We start from the raw sequence: 26,354 nt of genomic DNA, 5'->3' as shown, positions 1-26,354 counted from the left end.
CAGCGCGCAGCCCTCCTGCTGCCATGGCTGCACCACTACAACTGGCACCGCCCACATGCCAGCCTCGGTTACAGCCCGCCCATTAGCCGCGCGCCACTTCCACTGAACAACGTACTGGGTTTACACAGCTAGGTACGGAACTGCGCCACCAGGTCCTGCAGTTCGCCGCCCAGGCGCGCCAGTTCGGCGCTGGAGGCGGCGGTCTGCCGACTGGAATCGGCGCTCTGCTCGCCGATATCGCGCACCCGGGTCACGCTCTCGCTGATGTTTTCCGCCACCGCGCTCTGCTCCTCGGCGGCGGCGGCGATCTGCTGGTTCATCTGCTCGATGGTGCTCACCGCCAGGGTGATGCGCGCCAGGGCTTCACCGGCCTGGGCGGCCAGGCCGACGGTGCGCTGGGTCAGGCTGCGGCTGCTGTCCATCTGTTCCACCGCCCCCCTGGCCATGCGCTGCAGGCCGGCGATCAGCCCTTCGATTTCCTCGGTGGAGTCATGGGTGCGCCGCGCCAGGGCGCGCACCTCGTCGGCCACCACGGCGAAGCCGCGGCCCTGGTCACCGGCCCGCGCCGCCTCGATGGCGGCGTTGAGCGCCAGCAGGTTGGTCTGTTCGGCGACGCTGCGGATCACCTCGAGCACGCTGCCGATGCGCTCGCTCTCGCCGTTGAGGGCCTGGATCGCCTGGGCCGACTGCTCGACTTCGCCGGCCAGCTCGCCGATCTGGCTGACCGCCTGCTGCACCACCAGGTTGCCCTGCTGCGCCTCGCGATCGGCCTCGCACGCGGCCTGCGAAGCCTGTTCGGCATTCTGCGCCACCTCCTGCACGGTGGCAGCCATCTGGTGCATGGCGGTGGCGGCCTGCTCGGTTTCCAGCTTCTGCGCGTGCACCCCGGCACTGGTCTGGGCGGTGACCGCCGACAATTGCTCGGCCGCCGCGGCGATCTGGCCGACGCCGCCACCGATGCGTCCGACCAGGGTGCGCAGACTGCCGGTCATGTCCTGCATCGCCGCCATCAGCTGACCCAGTTCGTCGCGGCGCTGTAGCGGCAGGTCCTGGCTCAGGTCGCCGCCGGCGATGCGCTGGGCGAAGGCCACGCTCTGGCGCAGCGGGCGGACGACCGAGCGGGTGATCAGCAGGGAAGCGAGCAGACCCAGCACCACGGCGGCGGCGCCCATGCCGCCGAGCATTATCAGCGCTCGCTCGCTGGCCTCCAGCATGCGCTGCTCTTCGTGCTCCTGCGCCGCCTCGGCCAGGCCCAGCACCGAGTGCGCCCGCTCGATCATCACCGCCTCTGTGCGCTGGCTCTGCTCGCGGATCTGTCGGTAGTGAGCGAAGGAATTCTGGTAGCGGCTCAAGGCCTGCAGCGCCTTATCGATCGAGGCCTTCTGCCCATCGTTCAGCCAGCTCAGCATGCTGCCGGCGACGTTCTGCAGGTCCTCGCCGACGGCGGACCACTGCTTCAGCGCGGCGGCCGAAGCGTCGATGATGAACAGGCTCTCCTGGCCGCGCAGGTCGAGCATGCGCTTGCTCAGGCCGGATGCCGTCTCCGCCAGGGCCAGGGGATCGCTGCCGCCGCCGCGGTCGCTCTGGCGAAGCATCTCGCGCACCGCGTCGTACATGTCCAGCTCGACCACCTCGAACTGGTCAGCGGCTTCGCCGGCGGCCTTGCCCATGTCCTGGCGCGCCGCACGCGCCTGGTCCTGCAGCTCGACATAGCTGTCGAACTGGGTCAGGTAATCGGCCACCGCCTGTTGCATGCTCTGCAGCCGCTCGCGTTCCGAGTTCGCCGCGCCCGAGGCCAGGCGGCTCAGCAGCTCCTGCACGCGCAGCAGGCTGGCGCGCACCTGCGCGGCACTCTCGGCGTTCTGTTCGATGGCGAAACTGCGCTCCAGCCGGCGCGCCCGGAGGATCTCGCTGTTCACCGCCGCCAGTTGGCCGACCTGCCGATGGCCCTGCAGCACGGCCTGGACCGCGAGGAAACCGCTGGCGGACACCGCAACGGTCAGCAGCAACACCAGGCCGAAGCCGCAGAACAGTTTCTTGCCCACGGCGAGGTCGGCGAACAGGCGGGTGGCGAGGTGCATCATGCGGATCACTCCATTGTTGTTATTGGGATCGCCCGCCCGCAGGCGCTGCACGCGCGGTGCCAGTGTGCCCTGATGCCGGCGCGGGACCTGCTAGTACTCGATGGTCACCGCCCCGGTTACCCGCGAGCAGCAGCTCAGCACGTAGCCCTCGGCGATCTCTTCCTCGCTGATGCCGCCGTTGTGCGCCATCTGCGCCGCGCCTTCCAGCACGCGCACCTTGCAGGTGCCGCAGATGCCCATGCCGCAGGCCTTGGGAATGGTCAGGCCGGCACTGGCGGCCGCCTCGTAGAGGGTCGAGCCGAGATCGACCTGGACCGACTTGCCGGACTCGCTGAAGGTCACCCAGTGGCTGACCTGGGGTTCGTCGGCCTGGGCCAGGGCCACGGCGGCCTGCTCCTCGGCGCTGGCGATGTCCTCGGCCGGGGTCTCGCCGAAGGACTCCTCGTGGTAGCGCGCCATGTCGTAGCCGGCGTCGGCGAGGATGCGCCGCACGGCGCGCATGTAGGGCGCCGGGCCGCAGCAGAACACCTCGCGCTCGAGGAAGTCCGGGGCGATCAGCTTGAGCATCTCGTGGCTGAGGAAGCCGCGGTAACCGCCCCAGATCTGCCCGGTTTCGCTGCGCTCGCAGATCAGGTGCAGCTTGAAGTTGTCGATGCGCGTGGACATGTAGTCCAGCTCCGCACGGTAGATGATGTCGGCCGGGGTGCGCGCGCTGTGGGCGAACACCATGTCGACCTCGGTGTTGGTGTTGAAGAACCAGCGGGCCATGGACATCACCGGGGTGATGCCGACGCCGCCGGAGAGCAGCAGGACCTTCTCGGCGGGAAAGTCGATGCAGTTGAACTGACCGACCGGACCGTGCACGGCGATCACATCGCCTTCGCGCAGGTTGTCGTGCAGCCAGCCCGAGACCAGCCCGCCCGGTACCCGCTTGACCGTGATGGAGAAGCTGTAGGGAATCGAAGGCGCACTGGAGATGGTGTAGGAGCGCATCACCTGCTCGCCGTCGATCTCCAGCTCCAGGGTGACGAACTGCCCCGGCTTGAAGAAGAACAGCACCGGCTCCTGCATGCTGAAACAGTAGGTGAGGACATCCGCGGTCTCGCGGATGACCTTGAGGCAGCGCACCAGGTGGCGGCCGTTGGCCCAGGTCTGGGTGTTGACCGGATTGAGGTATTCGCTGCTGGTGAGGCTGCTCATGGGCGTTCTCGGTAGCAAGGATGCGGCCCGGCAGTCGGGCTGCCGGGCCGGGTCGGGTTCAGGACAGCTGGATCCAGGTGGTCTTCAGCTCGCAGTACTGGTCGTGGGCGTAGATCGACTTGTCGCGACCGCCGAAGCCGGACTGCTTGTAGCCGCCGAACGGGGTGCAGATGTCACCCTCGGAGAAGCAGTTGACCGACACGGTGCCGGCGCGGATGGCAGCGGCCACGCGGTGGGCGGTGTTGATGTTGGCGGTCCACAGCGAGGCGGCCAGGCCGTAGCAGGTGTCGTTGGCGATGGCGATGGCCTCTTCCTCGGTGTCGAAGGCGATCACCGCCAGCACCGGGCCGAAGATCTCCTCCTGGGCCACCGAGGCGGCATTGGAGTCGACTTCGAAGATGGTCGGGGCGACGAAGTAGCCACCGCTCTGCTCGTGCAGGCGCACGCCGCCGGTGACCAGCTTGCTGCCCTCGGCCTTGGCCTGCTCGATATGGCCGAGGACCTTCTCCATGTGCGCCTGCTCGATCAGCGCGCCGAGGCGCACGGCCGGGTCCAGCGGGTCGCCGGTGACCCAGTCGGCCAGCTGGCTCTGCAGCTCCGCGAGCAGGGCGTCCTTGATCGAGCGATGGACGATCAGGCGCGAGCCGGCCGAGCAGTTTTCGCCCATGTTCCAGAAGGCCGCGGCGAGCACGTTGCTGGCCACCGCGGCGAGGTCGCCGGCATCGCCCATGACCACCTGCGGGTTCTTGCCGCCGCATTCGAGCACCACGCGCTTGAGGTTGCTCTTGGCCGAGTACTCGAGGAACAGCCGACCGACCTCGGTGGAGCCGGTGAAGGCCGCCAGGTCGATGTCCGGGTGCAGGCCGATGGCCTTGCCGGCGGTGTGACCCAGGCCCGGCACCACGTTGAGCACGCCGGCCGGAATGCCGGCCTGGTAGGCCAGCTCGGCCAGGCGCAGGGTGGCCAGGGAGGTCAGCTCGGCGGGCTTGAGCACCACGCTGTTGCCGGTGATCAGGGCCGGGCCGAGCTTCCAGCCGGCCATCATGCAGGGGAAGTTCCACGGCAGCACGGCGCCGACCACGCCGATCGGCTCGCGACGGATCATGCCGACGTTGCCCGGGCTGGACGGCGAGATGGCGTCGTAAAGCTTGTCGCCGGCCTCGGCGTGCCAGCGGATGGTGTTGGCGGTGTCGGGGATGTCGATGCCGAAGCACTCGCCCACCGGCTTGCCGGCTTCCAGCGATTCGAGCACCGCCAGCTCCAGACGGTTGGCGTCGATCAGGTCGGCGAAGCGCAGCAGGGTGGCCTTGCGCTCGGCCGGGGCCAGGCGCGACCAGACGCCGGCGTCGAAGGCGGCGCGGGCGGCCTGCACGGCGGCGTCGACATCCTCGGCATCGCAGGCGGCGACTTCGGCCAGGACCTGGCCGGTGGCCGGGTTGAGGGTGCTGAAGGTGGCACCGGAGCGGGCGGCGACGAAGCGGCCGTTGATGAAGGCCTGAGTGCGGTATTCGAGGCGCTCGACCTGCTGATCGATGGCGCTGCGGGTGAGGGTATCGGTCATGGTTTTTCTCCTGAAGGTTGAGGCAGTCTCAGAGCTCTACGCCGGCGGTCCACTCTTTCCAGGCCAGGGTGGAACGCACACCCAGGCCGAGGAAGGGTTCTGGCGGATTGCTACAGGGTTTCGGTTGTTCGAGCATGATGCTCAGCAGGTCGCTTTCCATCCCCAAGGCATATTCGGCGATCAACTTGCCGGAGATGGTGCCGCGGGTCAGGCCCAGGCCGTTGCAGCACACCGCGCTGAAGACCCCGGGGGCGATCTGGCCGAACACCGAGCCGGAGTTGCGCGAGATGCACAGGGCACCGCCCCAGGTGTATTCGAACTCGACGCCCGGAAGCATCGGGAAGCGGTTCTCGTACGAGCGCCGGTGCGCCCGCTTGACCCGCTCCAGGGTGCTGGCGCTGGCCTGGACCTGGGGGTTGTAGGTGAAGGAGTTGCGCACGCAGATGCGCCCGTTGGCCAGGCGGCGCACTGTGCTGCCCAGCGGATCGGCCGGGATAAGCCCCCAGCTTTCCTCGCCGCCCAGGCGCGCCAGTTCTTCCTTGGTCAGCTGACGGGTCATGCTGGCGTAGGTGTAGATCGGCAGCAGGCGACCCTTGAGGCCGAGCTGGCCGAAGTTGGCGGCATAGGCGTTGTTGGCCAGCACCAGGCGCGGCGTCTTCACACAGCCCTGGGCGGTGGTCAGGGTATGCGGCTTGCCGGTTTCGATACTCAGCACCGGGCTGTCCTCGAACAGCCGCACGTTCTCCGGCAGGGTCTGGCCCAGCCCGCGGGTCAGCGCGGCCGGTTGCACCAGCACGCAGCCCGGTGCATGCAAGCCGGCCTGGTAGAAGTCGCTGCCGGTGACTGCCTTCATCTGCCCGGCATCGAGCAGGCGATAGGGCTCGCCCAGCGCCGACAGGCCCTTGGCGAATGACTCCAGGGCGTGCACGCCGCGGGCATTGGCCGCGCCGTGCAGTTTGCCCTGCTCGCGCCAGTCGCAGTCGATAGCGTGGCGCTGGACGATCTCGCGGGTGTAGTCGATCGCGCCGCGGCTGAGGCGGATGATTTTGTGATCGGCCTCGTGGCTGCTGGTGTAGCTGTGCGAGGTCAGGTCGTGGGGCAGGTCGACCATGAACCCGGAGTTGCGTCCGGCGGCGCCGAAGCCGACGCGCTTGGCGTCGATCAGCACCACCGAGGCGTCCGGCTGCAGTTCGGCCAGGCGGCGGGCGGCCGCCAGGCCGGCGAGGCCGGCGCCGAGCACCACCCAGTCGGCCTGCACGGTGCCGCGCAGCGGCGTGCTCGGCGGCGCCGGCGGCAGGATTTCGTACCAGCCGCAGCGACCATCGTCCTGGGGCAGGAAGTTGCATTGCAGCTGCATGGGCACTGCCTCCGGGCCTGGTGGCTTAAGAACGATGGGCGACCAGTTGTTCATAGGTCTGCTTGAAGGCGGCCATCTCGGCCTCGTTCAGCGGCAGCAGCGGACGACGGGTCAAGCCCACCGGCATGCCGGCCAGTTCGCAGCCGGCCTTGATGTACTGGCAGAACTTGCCGCCCTGCTCGAGCAGGTTGAGCATCGGCAGCAGGCGCTGGGCCAGCTGGCGACCCTTGATCATGTCCTGCTCGACCACGCAGGCCTGGTACAGGGCCACGTGCTCGGGGGCGAGGAAGTTGGAGGCCCCGCAGACCCAGCTGCGCGCGCCCCAGGTGAAGAACTCCAGCACCTGGTCGTCCATGCCGCAGCTGGTCTGCAGCTGGTCTGCGTATTCCTGGGTCAGGGCGTGCATGCGCTCGATCGAGCCGGTGCTTTCCTTGATCGCCTGGAAGTTCGGCCGGCCCTTGAGCGCATCGATGAACTCGAAGCTCATCGGCGTGCCGGTTCGCGCCGGGAAGTTGTAGAGCATGATCGGCATGTCCAGGGCGTCGTCCACGCACAGGGCATGGGCGAGCAGTTCGTCCTGGGTCGGCTGGCAGTAGTAGGGGGCGGCCAGCAGGATGCAGTCGAAGCCGGCGGCCTTGGCGTATTGGCCCAGGTCCAGGCTTTCCTCGGTGCTGGTGGCATTGATGCCGGCCATCAGGGTGATGCGGCCCTTGGCCTGCTCGGCGATGGCGTCGAACAGCTGCTTGCGCTCGGCGTTGCTCAGGGCGTAGTACTCGCCGGTGGTGCCGCCGATGATCAGGCCGTTCACGCCCTGGCCGATGAGGGTGTCGACGACCTTGGCCAACGCCTCGAAGTCGATCGAGCCTTTGGCGCTGAAGGGCGTTACCACGGGAGTCCAGATACCATCGAAATTCATGCGATCACCTGCGTGTAAGAGGTTGAATGTGTGGTCGATTTCAGGAAAAAGGTTACGGGCGTTTTTCACCGGGCAACAAGAAACATTTAGGGCCGTTAATTAATAATCCATGGTTATGGATTAGGGCCTCAGAGGGATCACAGGCATAAAAAAACCTGCCGACGGCAGGTTTATGGGGAAGCGAACTTAGAAGTGTGCGAATTGCAATTAGCGGTAGTTCAATAATGCATAACTACAAGTGTCGGCAAACAATAACCTCAGGTTATTGAAACTGTTGCAGCAGCCAGTCGCGCAGGCGGCAGCTGGCCTCGTCGTCTTCCTTGTCCTCGTTGAAGGTCAGGTAGTGCTGGCTTTCCTTGTGCACCACCTCCTCGGCCACCGGCCGCACCAGCAGGCCCTGCTCGAGCAGATGACCGACCAGGTGCTGCCAGCCCAGGGCCACGCCCTGATGGCTGAGCACCATCTGGATCAGCATGTTGTAGTCGTTGGCATTGAAGAAGTGCGGGCTGTCATGGGCGCGGGCTTCGATATCCACGTTGTGGAAGGCCAGCCAGACCCCCCAGTCGACGTGCTCGGCGACCTGCGACCGGCCATAGGGGCTGAGGTTGAGTAGCACGCTGTCGCGCAGGCCCTCGAGGCTGCGCAGTTCCGGGTGCTGCTCGAGGTAGCGCGGTGTGCAGACCGGGTAGATGACGTCGTGGAACAGCGGCGTGCTGCGGTAGCCCTCGCGCACCTTGGTCATCTTGGTGATGAAGATGTCCGGGCGCACGCCCGGCTCCATCGACAGGAAGTTCTGGGTGGTGATCAGGTTGAGGTCGATGTCCGGGTTGGCGCTGAAGAAGCTCGGCAGCCGATGGGCCAGCCACAGCCCGGAGAAGGCCGGCGAGCAGCACAGGGTCAGCACCCGCTTGCCGGCGTTGTGGCTGCGGATGCGTTCGGCGGCCTGGGCGATGTTGACGAACGACAGCTGCACCGCGTCGTAGAAGATCGAGCCGGCGGTGGTCAGTTCCACGGCGCGGCCGGCGCGCTTGAACAGCTCGGCGCCGAGGTAGCCTTCCAGTTCGCGAATCTGCCGGCTGATCGCCGCCTGGGTCACGCACAGGGCCTCGGCGGCGCGGGTGAAGTTCTGGTATTTGGCCGCCGCGACGAAGGATTTGACCGCGCGCAGCGAGGGCATCTTGATCAGCGTCTGATCGGGTTCGGTGTGTATGACCATAACAACAGGTATTCAATATCCTGAATAAAAAGTCGGTTCTGTCGACTATAGCCGCGCAATAGACTTCCACTTATCGGCCATAGCATTTGAAGGGTCTGATGCTTGGTTTGGAGAGTAGCCGAAAGAGCTACCCAGCAATAGCCCCGCTCACACGGGGTTTGCCTCTGCGGGCCTCCTAAAAAGTGGCTTTAAACAAATTCAATCGGGATAAGTGTTGAGGTGCATATGACAGTGAACAACAAAGCAGCGGTGGCAGACCTCATCCAGCAACGCAAACCGCGCCATGCGCTGCCGACGGCGCTCTACAGCGATGCCGAGGTGTATCGCCAGGATCTCGAGCAGCTCTGGCACAAGGAATGGATCTTCGCCGGCCACACCTTCGAGCTGGAGAAGCCCGGCCAGTACCTGACCCTGCAGATCGGCGACTACCCGGTGGTGGTGGTGCGCGGTGCTGACGGTCAGGTGCGTGCCCTGCACAACGCCTGCCGCCATCGCGGCTCCAAGGTCTGCAGCGAGCACAGCGGCAAGGTCGCCAAGCTGGTGTGCCCCTACCACAAGTGGACCTTCGAGCTGGACGGCCAGCTGATCTACGCCGGCAACATGGGCGAGGACTTCGACAAGAGCGCCCATGGCCTCAAGCCGGCCCACTGCCAGGTGGTCAACAGCTATATCTATGTCTGCGTGGCCGAGCAGGCGCCGGATTTCGAGAAGTTCCGCGCCGCGCTGTCGCCCTTCATCACCCCGCACAACCTCGACGACTGCAAGGTGGCCTTCGAGTCCAACCTGGTGGAGAAGGGCAACTGGAAGCTGGTGTTCGAGAACAACCGCGAGTGCTACCACTGCGACGGCACCCACCCCGAGCTGCTCAATTCCTTCGTCGAGAACCTCTCGGTGGCCGGCGTCGGCGGCGACGATGATCCGGAGCTGGTCGCCCACTGGGATCGCTGCGAGGCCGCCGGCCTGCCCAGCCGCCTGGTGATGGACGAGGCCGGACAGTTCCGCATGACCCGCATTCCGCTGGCGGCCGGCGCGGTCAGCTACACCATGAACGGTCGTCCGGCGGTGGCCCGGCGCCTGGACAACAGCGGCGAGGAGAACATCGGCGCGCTGCTGTATTTCAACTATCCGTCGACCTGGAACCACTTCCTCGGCGACCACGCCCTGAGCTTCCGCGTGCTGCCCCAGGGGCCGAACGAGACCCTGGTGACCACCAAGTGGCTGGTGCCCAAGGATGCCCAGGAAGGCATCGACTATGACCTGGAGACCCTGACTCGGGTCTGGCTGGCCACCAACGACCAGGACCGCCGCCTGGTCGAAGGCACCCAGGCCGGGGTCAACTCGCCGGCCTACGAGCCGGGCCCCTATTCGGCCATCGCCGAGAACGGGGTGTGCCAGTTTGACGACTGGTACTGCGCGACCATGGCGCGCAAGTTGGCCGAGTGACGGCGCCAAGCTCGTAACCGGCGGCCCCGCATAACCCTCAAGGTTACGCGGGGCCTATTCTTGGCCGACTCTCGCTCATCAGGTCTTGCAACCATGCACAGTGCGCCCCCCCTTGTCCTGAACGACGGCTACGCCCGCGGCTTCATGCTGGTGTTGCTGTCGGCCTTCTGCTACGGCCTGCAGCCGCTGTTCGCCCAGTACGCCTATGCCGGTGGCGCCGACCCGGTCGGCCTGCTGCTGGTGCGTTTCGCCATCGCCGCCTCGATCCTGCTGCTGTTTCTGCGTCTGCGCGGCATACGCCTGCCGCGCGGGCGCCTGGCGGGGCAGAACCTGCTGGTGGGCATCGGCTATGGTTGCGCGGCGCTGGGCTACTACACCGCCAGCCGCAGCACCTCGGTGAGCCTGGCGGTGATCCTGATGTTCTCCTTCCCGGCCTTCGTCACCGCGATCTCCATCGCCTACCTGGGCGAGCGCACCAGTGCACTCAAGCTGCTCAGCCTGGTGCTGGCCCTGGGCGGGGTGCTGCTGGCCACCGGCCTGAGTTTGCGCGGCAACCTCACCGGGGTGCTCTGGGCGCTGTTCTCGGCCCTGAGTTATGGCGCGGCGATCGTCTACGGCACCCACAGCATTCGCCACGAGCAGCCGCTGGCCTCGGCGGCCATGGTGCTGCTGGGCTGCGCCCTGACCTTCGCCGTGGCCGCGCTGTTCTGGGGGGCGGTCACGCCGTCCGGGGCGCCGGCCTGGTGGTCGATGCTGGGCCTGGCCCTGTTCGCCACCATACTGCCGGTGGCCTTGTTCCTCGCCGGCTCGCCGCTGATCGGCTCGTCCGCGGCCTCCACCCTGTCGACCCTGGAGCCGGTGGTGGCGGTGACCATCGCCGTGCTGCTGATCGGCGAGCAGATCAGCGCCGGCATGCTCGGCGGCGGCCTGATGGTGGTGGCGGCGGCCGTCATCCTGTCGCGCCAGGGCGGCACCTTGCCGGAGCCGGCCTTGGTGCCGGTGCCAGTACCCGAGGACCCGGACGAGCTTCTCTAGCAGGCTGTTGAAAAACTACCTGCGTTGCCATTGCGGCGTTAAAAACAGGCTCGGAATGCTCATTTACAGCTCGTAAAGTCGAGCGCGACTCCGACCGGTCCTCGCCTGTTTTTGCCTTGCACTGGCTGCCTCGCCTACGTTTTTCAACGGCCTGCTAGGGCTCGCATCGCGGTGCCTCGCCTGCGTAAGCAGGCGCCAGCCCCTGGGTCTAGCGTTTTCTTGATCGGAGAAGGTGACCGCGATGCCGATACAGCCTGAGCGATGTGAGACGCGGCGTGTGGCCTTCGTGCTGCTGCCCGGGTTCGCCTTGACCTCCTTTTCCCTGGCCGTCGAAGCCCTGAGTGTCTCCAATTTTCTCTGGGGCTCGACGGCTTACGACTACCGCCTGTACAGCGGCGACCTCGACCCGGCGGTGACCGAGGTCTGTACCTCAAACGGCGTGCCGATCAAGGTCTCCGGGCACTGCAGCGAGATCGAAGACAGCAACCTGCTGTTCATCTGTGCCTACAAGCAGGCCGCTGGCTATGCGGGCGCGGCGCTCCTTGCCAAGCTGAAGGCGCTGAAAAAGAAAGGTTGCAGGTTCGCCTCCCTGTCGAGCGGCAGCTTTATCCTGGCCAGGGCCGGCGTTCTCGGCGACCAGCCCTGTACGCTGTTCGCCGAACAGATGGCGACCTTCAGGGAGCTCTATCCCACGGTGCCGGTGGATGAAAGCATCTATACCGTGGGCGATGGGGTCTTCACCTGTCAGGGCGGAACCACGGCGCTCGACATGCTGCTCTACATCATCGGTCAGGACCATGGCGCCGAATTCGCCTTGCAGGTTTCCCATCAGTTCTGCCAGGACAGAGTCAGAACGCGCGATGAAATACAGAATACTCGCCGCTATCTGGAGCTGAGAATGAAATCGCCCTGTCTGGGGGCGGCCATCGAGTTGATGGAAAACAACATCGAAGCGCCACTGTCCATCGAAGTACTGGCCGGCAAGATTGGTGCGACGGTGCGCACGCTGGAACAGGTGTTCCGGCTTCACGAACAGTCCACCCCGGTTAATTACTACCTGCAGCTTCGGCTGAAACATGCCAGGAGCATGATCGAGGACACCCGGCTACCCATAGCCACTGTCGCCCAGGCGACGGGGTTCGCCTCGCAGAGCTACTTCACCAAGCGCTTCAGGGAAGCCTACGGCTTCTCTCCGACGCGTTTGCGCGGCGACAAAAAATTATAAATTTCTTCGGCTTTGTTATATCTCCGCACTGTCGGTAAGCGGAAGCTAGTGACCAAGGAGATGCTGAAATATTCCCTGTTTCCTGAAGTTATTCCACCTGTGGCCGCAAGGTTGCTGGTGTGTATTCTTCACAGGTCGGGCTTTTCAGATTATCCCTGAACTCATTCCGCCGACCTTCAGGTGCAGTACATGACGCAAGTAATTGAAGAATGCCTTTCCAGCAAATCAACCTCCTTCAGCGAGATCCCCGTTGTCGATATCGGGCCTTTGCTGGACGGCAGTGATGCACAGTCGGTGGCCGCTGAAATTGGCAATATCTGTGAGAACGTCGGTTTCCTGTATATCAAGAACCACGGCGTATCTTCTTCCCTGATAGAAGAGGTGTACCGACTCTCGCGAAAGTTCTTCGAACTGCCCTTCGAGGCCAAGAATCAACTGAACATCGTCAATTCCGGGCAGACCCTGCGTGGCTATATTCCGATGTACGGTGAAAACGTCGATCCGCAGAACACCAAGGACTTCAAGGAGTGCTTCGACTATGGTCGGCACGAAGAGCAAGTCTCGCCCTTCTTCGGCCCCAACCTGATGCCGGAGGAAGTCCAGGAATTCAAGCAGGTCATGGAGGCTTATCATGACGTGATGCTCGGCCTGGCGCGCAAGTTGATCAGCGCCATCGCCCTGAGTCTGGGCCTGCCGGCCGATTACTTCGAGAAGCTGCAGAAGAAGCCGATCACCATTCAGCGCCTGCTGCACTATCCGCCGCAGTTCGGCACTATCACCAGGAAGGAAATCGGTATCGGCGCCCACACCGATTACGGCTTCCTGACCATCCTCTCGCAGGATGCCAACGGCGGCTTGCAGGTGCAGAACAGAAACGGCGAATGGGTCAGCGCGCCGCCGGTGGCGGATACCTTTATCGTCAACATCGGCGACCTGGTACAGACCTTCACCAACGACCGCTATATCTCCACCATGCACCGGGTGATCAATACCAGTGGGGTGGATCGTTATTCGGTGCCGTTCTTTATCGACCTCGATTTCGATGCGGTGGTCGAGGTTGTCCCGACCTGTTTCGACCCGGCAAAAATCGGCAAGTACCAGCCGTATACCAGTGGCCAGCACAAGTACAAGCGCTTCGTCGACAGCTACACCCACTTGCAGGATGTGGTGATCGGCGGTTAAGGCAGCGTCCTAGATATTATGGCTCGCCGTTAAGGGAGGTCGTTAAAAGGAGGCGGAGTGATTAAAGATTAATCACTCCGCCTCCTTGTGCTATTAGTCCTGCAGCGGAGCAAGGCCGATAACAATAGTGATTCTGGTGATCGATTGAACGCTTGGCCCCCGTCGTGCGAACTACAGAGTGGCCAGGGCGGCAACGTCCAACACAGGCCGGATATACGAATGCAACCGCGTTGGCGACAGGTGCAAAAGCAAAGCTTTTCTCACTACTTGTGGGAAGAGTCCATATACCGCATGTTAGGTGTAATTTGCGAGTCCTTCGCAAATACTATCGATTTTACTGTAGTTTTCCATCCGAAAATGCCGTGTCGTGTGTTGTAGGATTCCAGTTGGAATCGACGCCTGCTTCATAAACTCTTGGGCGATCCTTCCGTGAGCAATGATCGCTTTAAGTTTCGGCATGTTCGAAATTAACAGATTCAAAACGTCGTAGTTTGGCGTCCCTTGTCCGGCTCCGTCTAACTTCTCGTTCCGAAATGCGTTAGTTTCCACGCACGATACGCCGTTGTCTCGGAATCGGTTGAGGCGCCTTCTGGTGTTGCTGATGCCCTTACCGATCCGAGATCGCTCTTCTAAGTAGGCATCTAGGAATTTTTGGTAGTTGAATCCTGTGCTTTCGTCCCAGTAACTCCACCAATCCACAGACAGAGGTATCGCAGGATTTTCTCCAATAATAATTACTGAGGACTCTGAGGGGAAACCTTCGCAAACGAAAGGCCTCTCAAAACATGGTGAGGGAATTACGTCTTTCAGTAGTGAATTCCAGTCAATCATGGCAAACGCCTAACGTTTGGTTAAGGGGCCGGCTTTAGCCGGTCCCGAGTGAGCGCAGCGTGCATATACACTTGTTAGGCATTACTGGGTTTCGATTTTTTTCTTATTGCAAGTGAAACTAAAAAGCAAATTAGGAAAATTGATACGGTGCCTGCTGCGCTTGCACTGTAAATTGGAGTAGATGCTATGTCTGTGGCAAAAAAACTCACTCCTTCAGTGCGATGTGTGGATGAATAAATGAATAGTATAGAAGCGGAAAAAAATGTGGCTGCGGGGAATGATATCAGGTGAAGATATTTATTTCTGATTAGGCCTTTGAATATAAAATTGTGAGCAATTATGTATACGATTCCGCATGGTGCGCCAATGCTTGCCATATTGGCTGAGATTAATTTTAGCGTGGTGATTCCTGTGTTCTCTAAAAGTACTGCGAACAATATAAGTGATGCTGTTGCCATAATTACTGTTGCTAGCTTGGTTGAGATGTTTTTTATTTTTTCAAAATTCATATTGTTTCTCTTAAAGAGTAGGGGTGGAGAATCTGACTATAGTTTGATAGGTGTCAGTAATTAATGGTTAACTATTAATGATGTCGCCCCTTCTGTTTGCTGCATCCAAAGTGGTGCGGCGGATATTCTTTTCAAGAAAATAAATTCTACTAGACGTCACGGGGGCGACTACGGTGAAGGGCTTGTAATGTTTTGGCTCATTGCGCAATTTTTTGGAATGTGCTCTGGCGGAACATTCAGCGCGTGGCATGTATATGATAAGTCGTTGCTATTTTTGATTTGAGGGGAGAATATTAAAGCGCCCTCACTTAAGGACTCGCCTGCTAGTTGAATTTTTACAACTCCGGTCTGGTTGTCAAATACGATTTTGCCGATGTAGTTTTCTTCGGTTTTCTCTAGGTTCAATTCGGCAATATGATTCGGATGCTTAAGGTTTATTGAGTAGTGTTTTGAAAGTGAAGCTGTCACGGTCTTTGCGTGCTTGTAAGATTCTGCAGCTCGAACTCCTTGGTAATAATTGCTATGTATTGAATAGGAGAGATAAAGTATTGAGGAAATAACAACGACCCCAAGAGCTAAAAGTGATTTTATTATGTATTTCATCGATATTGATTTTTATTTGAATTGGCTGTATTGGGATTTTCGGAGAATTAACTATTGATCTAGAGGAAATCAAAATCCTAAAAAGTCTTGAGGAAGCCCGTTTGGGTATTCAATTTTTAGCAGGGCGTCGTCAAGTACCCTTTCCAAGTGTTCGCTTTGCTTTTTAGAGATTTGCCTTCTGTGAACCAACATGTCTTCACAAAAGTTCTTGTCCCAAGAGTTGGGGTTGTGTTCTTTTAAATCTACCAGCACTTCGCGAATTAAATTGCGCGCAGCCTCGGAAATGTGTCCCTCTCTAATTTCAGTGCGTATACTCTTGGATGGGAAATTGTAAACATTGCTCATGTGTAATTCCTTGGCTTTTAGGGTTTTTGTTGGCAATAAGTTTGATCTTGTCCAGGTGAAACTAAAATTATAAGTCTGCTTGCGCGTTTGCTGCCTTTCTAGGTCTCAACAAAGCCATTCCCCGTGGGAGCTATTTTTATTGCTTTGCCAGAGTTTTCTTTTGTCCAGGCAATTGCATCTTGAAAGGTGTCAAAAGAATTCTTCTGCAAATGACGTTTCCAGCCGAGAATTTCGGTATTGGTGCGTGAATTAAGGTTGATAACTTTGTCGGCAGCAAACTCGTCGTTGGAAATGCCCAGCCAGCCGCACATATCTTACCAGTCACTCATGATTGATTTTCCTTGTGGAGTGAATTGCCTAACGTTTGGTTAAGGGGCGGGCTTTAGCCCGTCCCAGTGAGCGAAGCGAGCGGTTTGAACCAGTTGTTATATTTTTGACTCCAGATAGCGAATTACTTGCTCATCCGCTCCTATCTCTCTAAGTTTCTCGATTGCACTCCTAATGACAGGCTCTTTTTCTTCAGGGGTATACTCGAGTTCTGAGTCATTTTTTAAGTCAAAATTAGTTTTTCCTGCGATTGCTCCGAGCTCTTCTACCGACTCTTGAGTATGAAAAATTATACCAGACTCGACCACTTGAACTGCATGGCGCAACCAACCTATTGACTCAGTAACTACGCCTTCCAGAAATTCATAAAACTCTTTTCTATCTGGCGGGTAAACTAGGTCGATCTCGTGGCCAAATACTTTTTGTTGTCCGTCCTCGGTTAAGAATGAGTTTATTGAGGCCTCTAATAGAGCTCTGTAACTTTCGAAAATTCTATATTCAGAATTTTCCCTTGAGCTTTCCATGAACAATTGGGGTATCCATTGAACGGCGCGCTCCGACAATACGAAATCTATATGCCCCGCTGATTTGTTTCTAACATGATTGATAAATCCTAGCTTTTTTCTAAGTTTACGTGTATGACTCTGAAATTCTTCATCCCCTCTAACGCCTCCTTGCTTTAGGAAGTCATTGAGGTTGTTCAGTATGACGAAGACGTTACGAGTGCTCCGAAGCTTTCCAATATGTGCCTTGAGATCATTCGTAGGAGCTCTTAGAGCTTCGTCGAGACATTCCAGGTCATGCTGAATGATGGTAAGGCACAAATATGTAGCTTTCTCTTTGATTTGATATTTCTCTTTGCTCAAACACATCTCCTGATGTATGAGGAAATATAACAGTGATTAGATGGAATTCTGCACTAATACAATAGTCGCGAGTTCTGCATAACTCCGCGCCAGGTCGCCTGGCCTTTGATCAAAATCAGTTGCCAATCAAGGGCTTAGGCCGACACGCCTGTCGGGGTGCGGGTTCGCGTGACTTCCGTATTTCGTGCATCCATTACTACCGTACAAAAAAACGCAGCCCCAGAAGTCGGCATCAACAGTCCATCCAGCAAACCCCGCCTGTGTGAACAATTCTGGGCCGTGATGCGTTGGCATCACGGCGGTATCCGAACCGGAAAGGATCGGAGGATGACTCGGTTGATGGCGCTCGCAGTGCAAGCAGGGGAAGATAACCGGCGTCCTGCCTGCGGGATGCGTCATTGCGTGGGTTGAAGTTACCCGAATACGGAATGGCGCCACAAGTCCGTAGGGTGGGTTAGCCGCGTAGCGGCGTAACCCATCATTGCGTCGGTCAGGCGGTTAGAAAAAAGAAGGGCATATAAGGGATAGCCCCCTATATGCCCGGTACATTTTGGCCAGTCCGGCCAGGCGCCTAGAGATCCTTGACCAGACGCAGGGCGTCGTAAATGGCCGCGTGGGTGTTGCGGGCGGCCACGGCGTCGCCGATGCGGAACAGCTGGAACTCGCCGTCCGGGTTGTCGTCGCGGTGTTGCGGCTTGCCGACGATCAGGTCGGCGTATTCCACCGCGCCGAGGTTGCGCGAGAGCGGCTTGAGCTCCAGGTACAGCTCGTCCATCGGTCGAGTCCCGTGGTTGACCACCACCTGGTCGACGTGGCGCTGCTTGCGCACACCACCGTAGTCGCTGTCGATGTGGGCCACCAGGGTCTGGCCTTCGCGGGCCACCGAATCCAGGCGGTAGGTGACGGTGAAGGTGGTGTCGAGCTTCTGCAGCGAGCGCATGTAGGGCACCAGGTTCATCGCCATGACTTCCGGAGCGAAGCTGCGGTCCGGGGTCATGATCTCCAGCTTGGCGCCGCTCTGGGCGATGAACTCGGCGGCCTGCAGGGCGCTGTGGTCGCCGGCGTCGTCGAACAGCAGCACGTTGGTGCCCGGCTTGACGTCGCCGGAGATGATGTCCCAGGCCGAGACCACCAGCTCGTTGCCGGCGCTGAGCACCTCGGTGTGCGGGTAGCCGCCGGTGGCGATGATGACCACGTCGGGCTTCTCGGCGCGAATGGTCTCGGCCTCGGCCCAGCTGTTGTAGTGGAAGGTCACGCCCAGGGCCTCGCACTGGGCCAGGCGCCAGTCGATGATGCTGAGCATCTCGCGCCGGCGCGGGCTCTGCGCGGTCAGGCGGATCTGCCCGCCGGCCTGGGCGGCGGCCTCGAATACCACCACCTCATGACCGCGCTCGCCGGCCACTCGGGCCGCTTCCAGGCCGGCCGGGCCGGCGCCGACGATCACCACCTTGCGCCGCTGGGCGGCCTTGGGAATCTCATGCGGCATGGTGGTTTCGCGGCCGGTGGCGGCGTTGTGGATGCAGTAGGCCGCGCCGCCCTGGTAGATGCGGTCCAGGCAGTAGTTGGCGCCGACGCAGGGGCGGATGTCTTCTTCGCGGCCTTCGATGAGCTTGCGCACGATGTGCGGGTCGGTCATGTGCGCGCGGGTCATGCCGATCATGTCGACCTTGCCCGAGGCGATGGCGTGACGCGCGGTGGCGATGTCCGGAATCTTCGCCGCGTGGAAGGTGGGGAAGTCGGTGGCGGCGCGGATCTGCCCGGCGAAGTCCAGGTGCGGCGAGTTGTGCATGCCCTGGATCGGGATGACGTCGGTCAGGCCGGCGTCGGTGTCGATATGGCCGCGGATGATGTTGAGGAAGTCGACCATGCCGCTTTCCTTGAGGCGGCGCGAGATGTCCAGGCCTTCATCGGCATTCAGCCCGCCATTCAGGGCCTCGTCGGCGGTGTAGCGCACGCCGATGATGAACTCGTTGCCCACGCGCTGGCGCACGGCCTTGAGCACGTCGAAGGTGAAGCGCAGGCGGTTGTCCAGGGAGCCGCCATAGGGCGCGTCCAGCTCGTTGGTCAGCGGCGACCAGAACTGGTCCATCAGGTGGCCGTAGGCCTGCAGCTCGATGCCGTCCAGGCCGGCGGCCTTCATCCGCTCGGCGGCGTCGGCGTAGTCCTTGATGATGCGCTCGATGTCCCAGTCTTCGATCTTCTTGGGGAAGGCGCGGTGCGCCGCCTCGCGGTTGTGCGAGGGCGAGACCACCGGCAGCCAGTCGCCCTTGTCCCAGCGGGTACGCCGGCCCAGGTGGGTGAGCTGAATCATCACCGCGGCGCCGTGCTCGTGGCACTCGTCGGTGAGGTCCTTCATCCAGCCGACCACCTCGTCCTTGTAGGCCAGGATGTTGTTGAACACCGGTGGGCTGTCACGCGATACCGCGGCCGAGCCGGCGGTCATGGTCAGGGCCACGCCGGCCTTGGCCCGCTCGACGTGGTAGGCGCGGTAGAGCGCCTTGGGCATGCCGTCCTCGGGGTAGGCCGGTTCGTGCGAGGTGGTGATGATCCGGTTGCGCAGGGTCAGGTGCTTGAGCTGGTAGGGCTGAAGCAGCGGGTCATTCGACATGGTCAGGGCTCCACGTTGGTAGGGGCTATGGCCTGTACCCGAGGGTAATGTACACAGGTGTCAATTAATCTGACTCAACTGTACATTGCTCGCAAGCCTGGATGTCGCTCACGGTAAACTTCTGTCGCAAGCGCGGCTGTGAGGCCCTGGTTCTGCAGGTGCTCCCTGGTATTCAGGTGGAGAAGCCGACACGCCGTAAAATGTACAGCTGTGTCATGTTGCTGGACGTCTATGCACACTCCGCATTGTGCGAAGCCACGGCGCCCGCTACCATCGGGGCATGAGCGAACCTACCAAAAGCAATGACAGCGGCTGGCGCGGCTCGGCCGAGGGCTGGCTGGAGGCGGCCTACGAAGGCCTGATCGAGTCGGGCGTCGAGGCCGTGCGCATCCTGCCGCTGGCGAAGAAGCTGAACCTGTCGCGAACCAGCTTCTACTGGTTCTTCAAGGACCGCGAGGAACTGCTGGCGGCGCTGTTGGAGCGCTGGCGGGTGAAGAACACCGACAACCTGGTCGGTCAGAGCCAGGCCTACGCCGAGAGCATCGCCGAGGCCATTCTCAATGTCTTCGACTGCTGGCTGAACCCGGCGCTGTTCGATTCGCAGTTCGAGTTCGCGGTGCGCAGCTGGGCGCTGCAGGAGCCCAAAGTGGCCGCCCAGGTCGAGATCGCCGACAAGGCGCGCCTGGCGGCGTTGGCCGAGATGTTCGTGCGCTTCGGCTACGAGGCCTTGCCGGCCGATGTGCGGGCCCGCTCCATGTACCTGACCCAGATCGGCTATATCAGCATGAACAGCCGCGAGGACACCCTGGTGCGCATGCAGCGCATCCCCGAGTACGTGAAGATTTTCACCGGGCAGGCCCCGCAAGCCCGCGAGCTGCAGCGTTTCTACGCCCGCCACGGTTACGCCGTGGCCGAACCGGTGCTGGTCTCGATCGGCCCCAACGAATCAGCCTGAGAGGTATGCGCATGTTCACTGAACTGACAGTCGGCATCATCGGCGGTGGTGGCTGGCTGGGCCGTTCGATCGGCGCCGCCATGCTGGAGAAGGGCGTGCTGGCGCCGGCCAGCTTGATCCTCTCCAGCCGCAGCGGGCGGGTCGAGGGCTTCGACGCCTGGCCGCAGGTGCAGCTGACCACGGATAACCGCGAGCTGGCGCAGCGGGCCGACATCATCGTGCTGTCGGTGCGTCCCGAGCAGTTCGCCGCCGTCGAGATCGACGCCGCGGACAAGCTGGTGATCTCCTTTATGGCCGGGGTTTCCCTCGACACCCTGGTGGCGCGCACCGGCAGCCGCCGGGTTATCCGCGCCATGCCCAACGCGGCGGCCGAGATCGGCCAGTGCTATACGCCCTGGTTCGCCAGCGAGCAGGTCAGCGCCGCCGACCGGGCCTTCACCCGGGCGATGTTCGAGAGCTGCGGCAGCAGCGACGAGGTGGCCAGCGAGGCCGATCTCGACTATCTGACCGGTCTGGTCGGCTCGGGCGCGGCCTATCCGGCGCTGCTGGCCGAGGCGATGCTGGCCCATGCCCTGGCCAGGGGGCTGCCCCGCCAGGTGGCCGAGAACGCGGTGCGTGGCGTGGTGGTCGGGGCGAGCCAGCTGCTCGGCCGCGACGGCATGCCGCCGGCCGCCATGGTCGAGGCCATGCTCGATTACCGCGGCACCACCGCGGCGGGCTTGCAGGCGATGATCGAGGCCGGCTTCAAGCAGGCGGTCGATGCCGGGCTGGAAGCCGCCGAGGCCGCGGCGCGGCGCATGCAGGGCCAATACGCCACGCCCGAACGCTAGCCTCCAGGGGCCGGCGTCGCCGAGCGTCCTGGCAGCCCTCCGCGGGTTGTTCGACCAAATGCAGGCGCGCGCCGGGCGTCGCCGACGGCGCCCGAGTCACCCCTCTATCTCGGGCAATCGCGCCGCCTTTCCTGCGGCTGATGGGTCCTGAATTCAGCGCGCGACGCGCGAGTCGGCCCGGGGCGCGCCGCTCATAACCGATAACATCACGTTATGGTTTGCGCCAAACAAATGTCGTTGGACCCCGTCTCCCCCCAAACTTAATCTGAACCCACAAGAAGCGGCACTTACAGCGTGGAGTGTCAAGTGGGATCCAGGCGCTATTAGCGGCTAATTCAGTACCTGCCGAAGTTTTCCAGATAGTCCAGTTTTCAAGAGGCATGGTCGCCGCCAGTCATGGCTGTGGTGCGACCGCTTGCCGATTGAGCGCATGTATAAGAAGAGGACGTTATGACTCAGGCTGACGAGATTCTCTCGGTCAAGAATATATTCAAGGTGTTCGGCGCACAGCCGGAAGTGGCCATGGATATGCTGCGCAAAGGCGCCGACAAGGACGAAATATTCCAGAAAACCGGGCAGGTGGTTGGCGTGTTCGACGCCAGCTTTTCGGTCAAGCGCGGCGAGATCTTCGTCATCATGGGCCTGTCCGGTTCGGGCAAGTCGACCATGGTGCGCCTGTTCAACCGGCTGATCGAACCCACCTCCGGCAGCATTCACCTCAACGGCCGCGAGATCACCGGGCTGTCCGACAAGGACCTGCTCGAGGTACGGCGCAAGGAAATGGGCATGGTGTTCCAGTCCTTCGCCCTGATGCCGCACATGAGCGTGCTCGACAACGCCGCCTTCGGCCTGGAGATCTCCGGCGTCGGCGAGCAGGAGCGCAAGGTCCGGGCGGTCGAGGCGCTGCGCCAGGTCGGCCTGGCCGGCCACGAGAACAGCTACCCGCACCAGTTGTCCGGCGGCATGCAGCAGCGCGTCGGCCTGGCCCGGGCGCTGACCAACGACCCGACCATCCTGCTGATGGACGAGGCCTTCTCCGCCCTCGACCCGCTGATTCGCAGCGAGATGCAGGGCGAGCTGATCCGCCTGCAGGCCGAGCAGCAGCGCACCATCATCTTCATCTCCCACGATATCGAAGAGGCCATTCGCATCGGCCATCGCATCGCCATCATGGAAGGCGGTCGGGTGGTGCAGATCGGCACCCCGCAGGAACTGTTGTGCAACCCGGCCAACGAATACGTGGAGAACTTCTTCCACGGCTTCGACAGCTCGCGGGTACTCAACGCCGGCGATGTGGCGCAGATGGACCACGCAGCGGTATGCCGGGTCAATGGCCAGGCGCCGGGCTTCCAGACCGGCGTGCCCTTCGGCTACCTGATCGATCAAGCCGACCGCCTGCTCGGGGTGGTCGAGCCCGATGCGCTAAACGGCAGCGGCGCCGGACTGCAGCGCCTCGAGCAGCTGCGCCTGGACCACCATCAACCGATCTACGTCGATACGCCGCTGCATGACGTGCTCAACCTGGTGGCCTCGGTGCCCTACCCGGTGCCGGTGCTGGACCACGGCGGTGCCTTCAAGGGCACCATTTCCAAGAATCTGCTGCTGCAGACCCTGAGCCGCCACTGAGTGGCCGGCCAGTCCTAGCCGCATTACCTCCAGCAGAATCGAAGAGCAGGTATCCCCATGTCCGAGTTCAGTTTGCTAGACCCCTTCCAGACCCTGACCATTCCCCTCGGGGACTGGGTTGAGAGCACCTTGAATTACCTGGTGCACAACTTTCGCGAGTTCTTTCGCGCCATTCGCTGGCCGATCGACCAGGTGCTCAACGGCTTCGAGTACATCCTGCAGAGCATTCCGCCGTCGATCGGCATTCTCCTCTCGGCGCTGCTCGGCTGGCAGGTGGCCGGCGCACGCCTGGGCTGGTTCTGCGCCATCACCCTGACCCTGCTGGGCATGATCGGCGTCTGGTCAGAGGCCATGACCACCCTGTCGCTGGTGCTGACCTCGGTGTTCTTCTGTGCCCTGGTCGGCATTCCCTTGGGCATCCTCTCGTCGCGTAGTGACCGTCTGGAAAAAACCATACGGCCGATACTCGATGCCATGCAGACCCTGCCCGCGTTCGTCTACCTGGTGCCGGTGGTCATGCTGTTCGGCATCGGCAACGTTCCCGGCGTGCTGGTCACCATCGTCTTCGCCGTGCCGCCGCTGGTGCGCCTGACCAACCTGGGCATCCGCCAGGTGCCGGAAGACAAGATCGAGGCGTCCCGCGCCTTCGGCTGCACCCCGCGGCAGATGCTGATGCGTGTGCAGCTGCCGCTGGCCGCACCGACCATCATGGCCGGCGTCAATCAGACCCTGATGCTGTCGCTGTCGATGGTGGTGATCGCCTCGATGATTTCGGTCGGCGGCCTGGGCCAGATGGTCTTGCGCGGCATTGGTCGCCTGGACATGGGCCTGGCCACGGTCGGCGGTGTCGGCCTGGTGCTGCTGGCCATCTTCCTCGACCGCCTGACCCAGGCCATGGGCGAGCGCAGCAATGCCGACCCGAGCCTGCGCTGGTACCACAGCGGCCCCGTCGGCCTGGTGTTGCGCCTGTTCGGCAGCCGCCCACAGGCCGCCAAGGCCAGTTCCTGAAACCTGCCGTAGCTAAACCCGAGAAGAAAACCACAAGAGGTAGATGACGATGACTTTGAGCAAGCGTGGATTCACCCAGAAGCTGCTGCACTGCGCCGCAGTGGCGTCCCTGAGCCTGGTATCGCTCTACGGCCAGGCCGCTTCGGCCGAGAAACCGGGGGAGGGGGTGAAGGTGACGCCGATCTTCCCGACCATCGCCGAGGAGCGTTTTCGCGGTGAACTGGCCATCGCCGGCCTGAAAGAGCTGGGCTACGAGGTGCAGGAGCCGAAGGAAACCGAATACGCCACCATGATGCTGGCGCTGTCCTATGGCGACGCGGACTTCAGCGTGCACCTGTGGGACAAGCTGCACGACACCTTCTACCAGAAGGCTGGCGGCGACGACACCATGGTCAAGGCCGGCGACGTGATCCCGGGCGTGCTGCAGGGCTACCTGATCGACAAGAAGACTGCCGAGCAATACAACATCAAGTACCTGACCGACCTGAAGAAGCCGGAGATCGCCAAGCTGTTCGACGCCGATGACGACGGCAAGGCCGACCTCACCGGCTGCAACCCGGGCTGGGGTTGCGAACTGATCATCGACCACCACCTCAAGGCCTATGACCTGGAGAAAACCGTCGCCCACAACCGCGGTTCCTACTTCGCCCTGATGGCCGACACCATCGCCCGCTACAAGGAAGGCAAGCCGATCCTCTATTACACCTGGGTGCCGCAGTGGATCGCCGGCGTGCTGGTCGAGGGCAAGGATGTGGTCTGGCTGGAGGTGCCGCAAACCGACCTGCCCGGTGGCGACAACAGCGTCAACACCAGCTTCAATGGCAAGAACCTGGGCTTCGCCGTGGATAAGGTCGAGTCCGTGCTGAACAAGGACTTCGCCGAGAAGAATCCGGCGGCCGTGGCCTTCCTGTCCAAGCTGCAGATCAGCACCGTCGACGAGAGCGTGCAGAACCTGAAGATGCAGCAGGGCGAGAACAGCGTCGCCGACATCAAGCGTCATGCCGCCGACTGGATTGCCGCGCACCGCACCCGCTTCGACCGCTGGCTGCAACAGGCCCGCGCCGCGGCCAACTGAGTCACGGCTCATGTGACAACCCTTTCTTGGCGCCCCTATGGGCGCCTTTTTTTGCCCCTGTTTCGAGTCTCGTCTGTGGAGTAGCCGCATGTCGCTCTATTCGTTCGTCCGTGATTTCACCTTCAGCCAGGCGCCGGCGCACACCCGCGAACTGCTGCAGACCTGCCTGCTGGATATCCTCGGGGTCGCCGCCGGCGCCCGCGACAACCAGACCAGCCAGATCCTCCGCCAGTACGCGCTCAATCATCATCCGGCCGGCAACCTGGCCAGCCGCCTGCTGTTCGACGGTCGTGCCGTGCACCCGCTGGGCGCCGGCTGGGCCGGCGGCTTCTGCGTCGACAGCCTGGATGCCCACGAGGGTCACTTCACCTCCAAGGGCCATGCCGGCGCCACCGTGGTGCCGGCCGTGCTGGCCCTGGTCGATGCCTGCCGCCAGCAGGGCAGGGCGATCAGCGGCGAGGAGCTGCTCAGCGCCCTGTGCATCGGCTACGAGACGGCGCTGCGCGCCGGCGCCGCGCTGATGGCGACCGCCCCCGAGTACCATGCCTCCGGTTCCTTCTCCGGTCTCGGGGTGGTCTGCGCCGGCACCCGCCTGCTCGGCCTGGACGAGGCGACCTTTCGCCATGCCCTGGGCATCGCCGAGTACTTCGGCCCGCGCTGCCCGATGATGCGCCTGGTCGATCATCCCTCGATGCTGCGTGACGCCCACGGCGCCGGCGCCCATGCCGGGCTCAACGCCCTGCTGCTGGCCCAGGCCGGGGTCACCGGGGCGCCAGCCGAGACGGTCGAAACCACGGCGGTGGCGGCGCAGTGGCACGACCTCGGCCAGCGCTGGGAGATCGACGCCCAGTACTTCAAGCCCTGGCCGGTGTGCCGCTGGGCGCAGCCGGCGCTGACCGCGATGACCGCGCTGCTGGCCGAGCATCCGCAGATCAGCGGCCAGGCCGTCGAGCACATCCAGGTCGAGACCTTCCACGAGTCCATGCGCCTGCAGGGCCACACCCCGGCCAACGCCGACGAGGCCCAGTACGCCCTGGCCTTCCCCCTGGCGGCCCTGGTGGTGCGCGGTCAGGTCGGCCCGCTGGAGGTGACTGGCGAGGCGATCCACGCCGCCGACATTCTCGCCATCAGCCAGCGCATCGAGATCGTCGAGGCCGATGACCTGTCGGCGCGCTTCCCGGGTGAGATCCTCTCGCGGGTGACGGTGTTGCTCAAGGATGGCCAGCGCTTCACCAGCCCGATCACCGCGGCCAAGGGCGACCCGGCCACCGCCATGACCCAGGCCGAGTTCCGCGCCAAGTTCCACCTGCTGGCCGGCGTCAGCCTGAGCGAGCCGCAGCGCCTGGCCATCGAGCAGGCCATCGCCGAGCTGCCCACCAGCGCCAGCTGTGAGGCCCTGTTCGACTTGTTGTTCAACGCGCCAGCCGCAACCCAGTAGGCCGAAGGAGAGAGCCGGCGAGCCGGTCATGGCCGGGCGTCTGCTCCAGTGGCCGGGCGCCGGGGTGGCGCCTGCGCCGATGAAAGGGGGGGCGGGCGCGACTATGGTTAATAC

At 62.3% G+C, this 26,354-nt stretch carries 23 protein-coding genes and 1 pseudogene; 11 read left to right on the top strand and 13 right to left on the bottom strand.

The genetic code is table 11. The features are described 5' to 3' along the window. Window positions 1-132: integrase core domain-containing protein (locus AB5S05_RS16365; RefSeq protein WP_369288585.1), on the top strand; the 132-nt coding region annotated here is incomplete at its 5' end. Here the strand turns inward: AB5S05_RS16365 and AB5S05_RS22225 are convergent. From AB5S05_RS22225 to AB5S05_RS16335, 7 genes and pseudogenes are all read right to left on the bottom strand, one after another. Then, window positions 129-992 (bottom strand): methyl-accepting chemotaxis protein, encoded by an 864-nt coding sequence (locus tag AB5S05_RS22225; RefSeq protein ID WP_438943589.1) that lies wholly within the window; start codon window positions 990-992, stop codon window positions 129-131. The genes AB5S05_RS16365 and AB5S05_RS22225 overlap by 4 nt on opposite strands. Beyond that, a pseudogene (locus AB5S05_RS22220) lies at window positions 987-1,172 on the bottom strand (HAMP domain-containing protein); the annotation flags it as partial. The pseudogene AB5S05_RS22220 and the gene AB5S05_RS22225, both read right to left, overlap by 6 nt. Before the next feature lie 1,002 nt (window positions 1,173-2,174). Continuing rightward, window positions 2,175-3,284 carry a glycine betaine monooxygenase reductase subunit gene (gene gbcB, locus AB5S05_RS16355; protein WP_369288580.1) on the bottom strand — a complete coding sequence of 370 codons (1,110 nt, stop codon included), beginning with the start codon at window positions 3,282-3,284 and terminating at the stop codon, window positions 2,175-2,177. A 58-nt stretch (window positions 3,285-3,342) separates the two neighbouring features. Beyond that, a complete protein-coding gene (locus AB5S05_RS16350; protein WP_369288579.1) occupies window positions 3,343-4,845 on the bottom strand; it encodes an aldehyde dehydrogenase in 1,503 nt (500 codons plus the stop codon). Between the two features lie 28 nt (window positions 4,846-4,873). Beyond that, complete coding sequence (locus AB5S05_RS16345; protein ID WP_369288578.1) at window positions 4,874-6,202, bottom strand: NAD(P)/FAD-dependent oxidoreductase; 1,329 nt, start codon at window positions 6,200-6,202, stop codon at window positions 4,874-4,876. Between the two features lie 25 nt (window positions 6,203-6,227). After that, entirely contained in the window at window positions 6,228-7,118 is an 891-nt protein-coding gene (locus tag AB5S05_RS16340) for a dihydrodipicolinate synthase family protein (protein WP_369288577.1), read from the bottom strand. Window positions 7,119-7,380: 262 nt separating this feature from the next. Next, window positions 7,381-8,334, bottom strand: a complete 954-nt coding sequence (locus AB5S05_RS16335) for a LysR substrate-binding domain-containing protein (RefSeq protein WP_369288576.1) — start codon at window positions 8,332-8,334, stop codon at window positions 7,381-7,383. Between the two features lie 231 nt (window positions 8,335-8,565). On the opposite strand from AB5S05_RS16335, the gene AB5S05_RS16330 reads away from it, so the two are divergent. The 4 genes from AB5S05_RS16330 (at window position 8,566) to AB5S05_RS16315 (ending at window position 13,219) form a co-directional block, all read left to right on the top strand. Continuing rightward, entirely contained in the window at window positions 8,566-9,777 is a 1,212-nt protein-coding gene (locus tag AB5S05_RS16330) for an aromatic ring-hydroxylating oxygenase subunit alpha (protein WP_369288575.1), read from the top strand. Window positions 9,778-9,870: 93 nt separating this feature from the next. Next, window positions 9,871-10,812 (top strand): DMT family transporter, encoded by a 942-nt coding sequence (locus tag AB5S05_RS16325; protein ID WP_369288574.1) that lies wholly within the window; start codon window positions 9,871-9,873, stop codon window positions 10,810-10,812. A gap of 277 nt (window positions 10,813-11,089) precedes the next feature. Next, the gene (locus AB5S05_RS16320; RefSeq protein ID WP_369288573.1) at window positions 11,090-12,037 is read left to right on the top strand and encodes a GlxA family transcriptional regulator; all 948 of its coding nucleotides are present in this window, start codon (window positions 11,090-11,092) and stop codon (window positions 12,035-12,037) included. 189 nt (window positions 12,038-12,226) lie between these two features. Further along, complete coding sequence (locus AB5S05_RS16315; protein WP_369288572.1) at window positions 12,227-13,219, top strand: isopenicillin N synthase family dioxygenase; 993 nt, start codon at window positions 12,227-12,229, stop codon at window positions 13,217-13,219. A gap of 905 nt (window positions 13,220-14,124) precedes the next feature. Here the strand turns inward: AB5S05_RS16315 and AB5S05_RS16310 are convergent. From AB5S05_RS16310 to AB5S05_RS16285, 6 genes are all read right to left on the bottom strand, one after another. After that, window positions 14,125-14,559 (bottom strand): hypothetical protein, encoded by a 435-nt coding sequence (locus AB5S05_RS16310; RefSeq protein ID WP_369288571.1) that lies wholly within the window; start codon window positions 14,557-14,559, stop codon window positions 14,125-14,127. Window positions 14,560-14,727: 168 nt separating this feature from the next. Further along, window positions 14,728-15,162, bottom strand: coding sequence for a hypothetical protein (locus AB5S05_RS16305; RefSeq protein ID WP_369288570.1), 435 nt, complete (start codon window positions 15,160-15,162; stop codon window positions 14,728-14,730). A gap of 69 nt (window positions 15,163-15,231) precedes the next feature. Next, entirely contained in the window at window positions 15,232-15,507 is a 276-nt protein-coding gene (locus AB5S05_RS16300) for a hypothetical protein (protein ID WP_369288569.1), read from the bottom strand. A 98-nt stretch (window positions 15,508-15,605) separates the two neighbouring features. Beyond that, a complete protein-coding gene (locus AB5S05_RS16295) occupies window positions 15,606-15,818 on the bottom strand; it encodes a hypothetical protein (RefSeq protein ID WP_369288568.1) in 213 nt (70 codons plus the stop codon). Window positions 15,819-15,932: 114 nt separating this feature from the next. Then, window positions 15,933-16,700, bottom strand: coding sequence for a hypothetical protein (locus tag AB5S05_RS16290; RefSeq protein ID WP_369288567.1), 768 nt, complete (start codon window positions 16,698-16,700; stop codon window positions 15,933-15,935). A gap of 571 nt (window positions 16,701-17,271) precedes the next feature. Continuing rightward, on the bottom strand, window positions 17,272-19,308 hold the full coding sequence (locus AB5S05_RS16285; RefSeq protein ID WP_369288566.1) for an oxidoreductase: 2,037 nt from the start codon (window positions 19,306-19,308) through the stop codon (window positions 17,272-17,274). Between the two features lie 280 nt (window positions 19,309-19,588). Here AB5S05_RS16285 and AB5S05_RS16280 point away from each other — a divergent pair, with 280 nt between their 5' ends. From AB5S05_RS16280 to AB5S05_RS16255, 6 genes are all read left to right on the top strand, one after another. Next, window positions 19,589-20,263, top strand: a complete 675-nt coding sequence (locus AB5S05_RS16280) for a TetR/AcrR family transcriptional regulator (protein ID WP_369288565.1) — start codon at window positions 19,589-19,591, stop codon at window positions 20,261-20,263. An 11-nt stretch (window positions 20,264-20,274) separates the two neighbouring features. Continuing rightward, window positions 20,275-21,093, top strand: coding sequence for a pyrroline-5-carboxylate reductase family protein (locus tag AB5S05_RS16275; RefSeq protein WP_369288564.1), 819 nt, complete (start codon window positions 20,275-20,277; stop codon window positions 21,091-21,093). A 450-nt stretch (window positions 21,094-21,543) separates the two neighbouring features. Continuing rightward, entirely contained in the window at window positions 21,544-22,719 is a 1,176-nt protein-coding gene (gene proV / locus AB5S05_RS16270; protein WP_369288563.1) for a glycine betaine/L-proline ABC transporter ATP-binding protein ProV, read from the top strand. Window positions 22,720-22,776: 57 nt separating this feature from the next. After that, window positions 22,777-23,727 carry a glycine betaine/L-proline ABC transporter permease ProW gene (gene proW, locus AB5S05_RS16265; RefSeq protein WP_369288562.1) on the top strand — a complete coding sequence of 317 codons (951 nt, stop codon included), beginning with the start codon at window positions 22,777-22,779 and terminating at the stop codon, window positions 23,725-23,727. A gap of 49 nt (window positions 23,728-23,776) precedes the next feature. After that, entirely contained in the window at window positions 23,777-24,802 is a 1,026-nt protein-coding gene (gene proX / locus AB5S05_RS16260) for a glycine betaine/L-proline ABC transporter substrate-binding protein ProX (protein ID WP_438943587.1), read from the top strand. Between the two features lie 88 nt (window positions 24,803-24,890). Further along, window positions 24,891-26,240, top strand: coding sequence for an MmgE/PrpD family protein (locus tag AB5S05_RS16255; protein WP_369288561.1), 1,350 nt, complete (start codon window positions 24,891-24,893; stop codon window positions 26,238-26,240). The last annotated feature ends 114 nt before the right edge of the window (window positions 26,241-26,354 follow it).

The organism is Pseudomonas zhanjiangensis (assembly GCF_041027545.1).
Classification (GTDB): Bacteria; Pseudomonadota; Gammaproteobacteria; order Pseudomonadales; family Pseudomonadaceae; genus Aquipseudomonas; species Aquipseudomonas zhanjiangensis.
This window is presented reverse-complemented; position numbering and strand designations above follow the sequence as displayed.

Coding starts and splice junctions, on each gene's coding strand:
- AB5S05_RS22225 (WP_438943589.1), bottom strand. CDS start 992: ATGACCGGCAGTCTGCGCACCCTGGTCGGACGCATCGGTGGCGGCGTC.
- gbcB (WP_369288580.1), bottom strand. CDS start 3,284: ATGAGCAGCCTCACCAGCAGCGAATACCTCAATCCGGTCAACACCCAG.
- AB5S05_RS16350 (WP_369288579.1), bottom strand. CDS start 4,845: ATGACCGATACCCTCACCCGCAGCGCCATCGATCAGCAGGTCGAGCGC.
- AB5S05_RS16345 (WP_369288578.1), bottom strand. CDS start 6,202: ATGCAGCTGCAATGCAACTTCCTGCCCCAGGACGATGGTCGCTGCGGC.
- AB5S05_RS16340 (WP_369288577.1), bottom strand. CDS start 7,118: ATGAATTTCGATGGTATCTGGACTCCCGTGGTAACGCCCTTCAGCGCC.
- AB5S05_RS16335 (WP_369288576.1), bottom strand. CDS start 8,334: ATGGTCATACACACCGAACCCGATCAGACGCTGATCAAGATGCCCTCG.
- AB5S05_RS16325 (WP_369288574.1), top strand. CDS start 9,871: ATGCACAGTGCGCCCCCCCTTGTCCTGAACGACGGCTACGCCCGCGGC.
- AB5S05_RS16315 (WP_369288572.1), top strand. CDS start 12,227: ATGACGCAAGTAATTGAAGAATGCCTTTCCAGCAAATCAACCTCCTTC.
- AB5S05_RS16310 (WP_369288571.1), bottom strand. CDS start 14,559: ATGAATTTTGAAAAAATAAAAAACATCTCAACCAAGCTAGCAACAGTA.
- AB5S05_RS16305 (WP_369288570.1), bottom strand. CDS start 15,162: ATGAAATACATAATAAAATCACTTTTAGCTCTTGGGGTCGTTGTTATT.
- AB5S05_RS16300 (WP_369288569.1), bottom strand. CDS start 15,507: ATGAGCAATGTTTACAATTTCCCATCCAAGAGTATACGCACTGAAATT.
- AB5S05_RS16295 (WP_369288568.1), bottom strand. CDS start 15,818: ATGTGCGGCTGGCTGGGCATTTCCAACGACGAGTTTGCTGCCGACAAA.
- AB5S05_RS16285 (WP_369288566.1), bottom strand. CDS start 19,308: ATGTCGAATGACCCGCTGCTTCAGCCCTACCAGCTCAAGCACCTGACC.
- AB5S05_RS16280 (WP_369288565.1), top strand. CDS start 19,589: ATGAGCGAACCTACCAAAAGCAATGACAGCGGCTGGCGCGGCTCGGCC.
- AB5S05_RS16275 (WP_369288564.1), top strand. CDS start 20,275: ATGTTCACTGAACTGACAGTCGGCATCATCGGCGGTGGTGGCTGGCTG.
- proV (WP_369288563.1), top strand. CDS start 21,544: ATGACTCAGGCTGACGAGATTCTCTCGGTCAAGAATATATTCAAGGTG.
- proW (WP_369288562.1), top strand. CDS start 22,777: ATGTCCGAGTTCAGTTTGCTAGACCCCTTCCAGACCCTGACCATTCCC.
- proX (WP_438943587.1), top strand. CDS start 23,777: ATGACTTTGAGCAAGCGTGGATTCACCCAGAAGCTGCTGCACTGCGCC.
- AB5S05_RS16255 (WP_369288561.1), top strand. CDS start 24,891: ATGTCGCTCTATTCGTTCGTCCGTGATTTCACCTTCAGCCAGGCGCCG.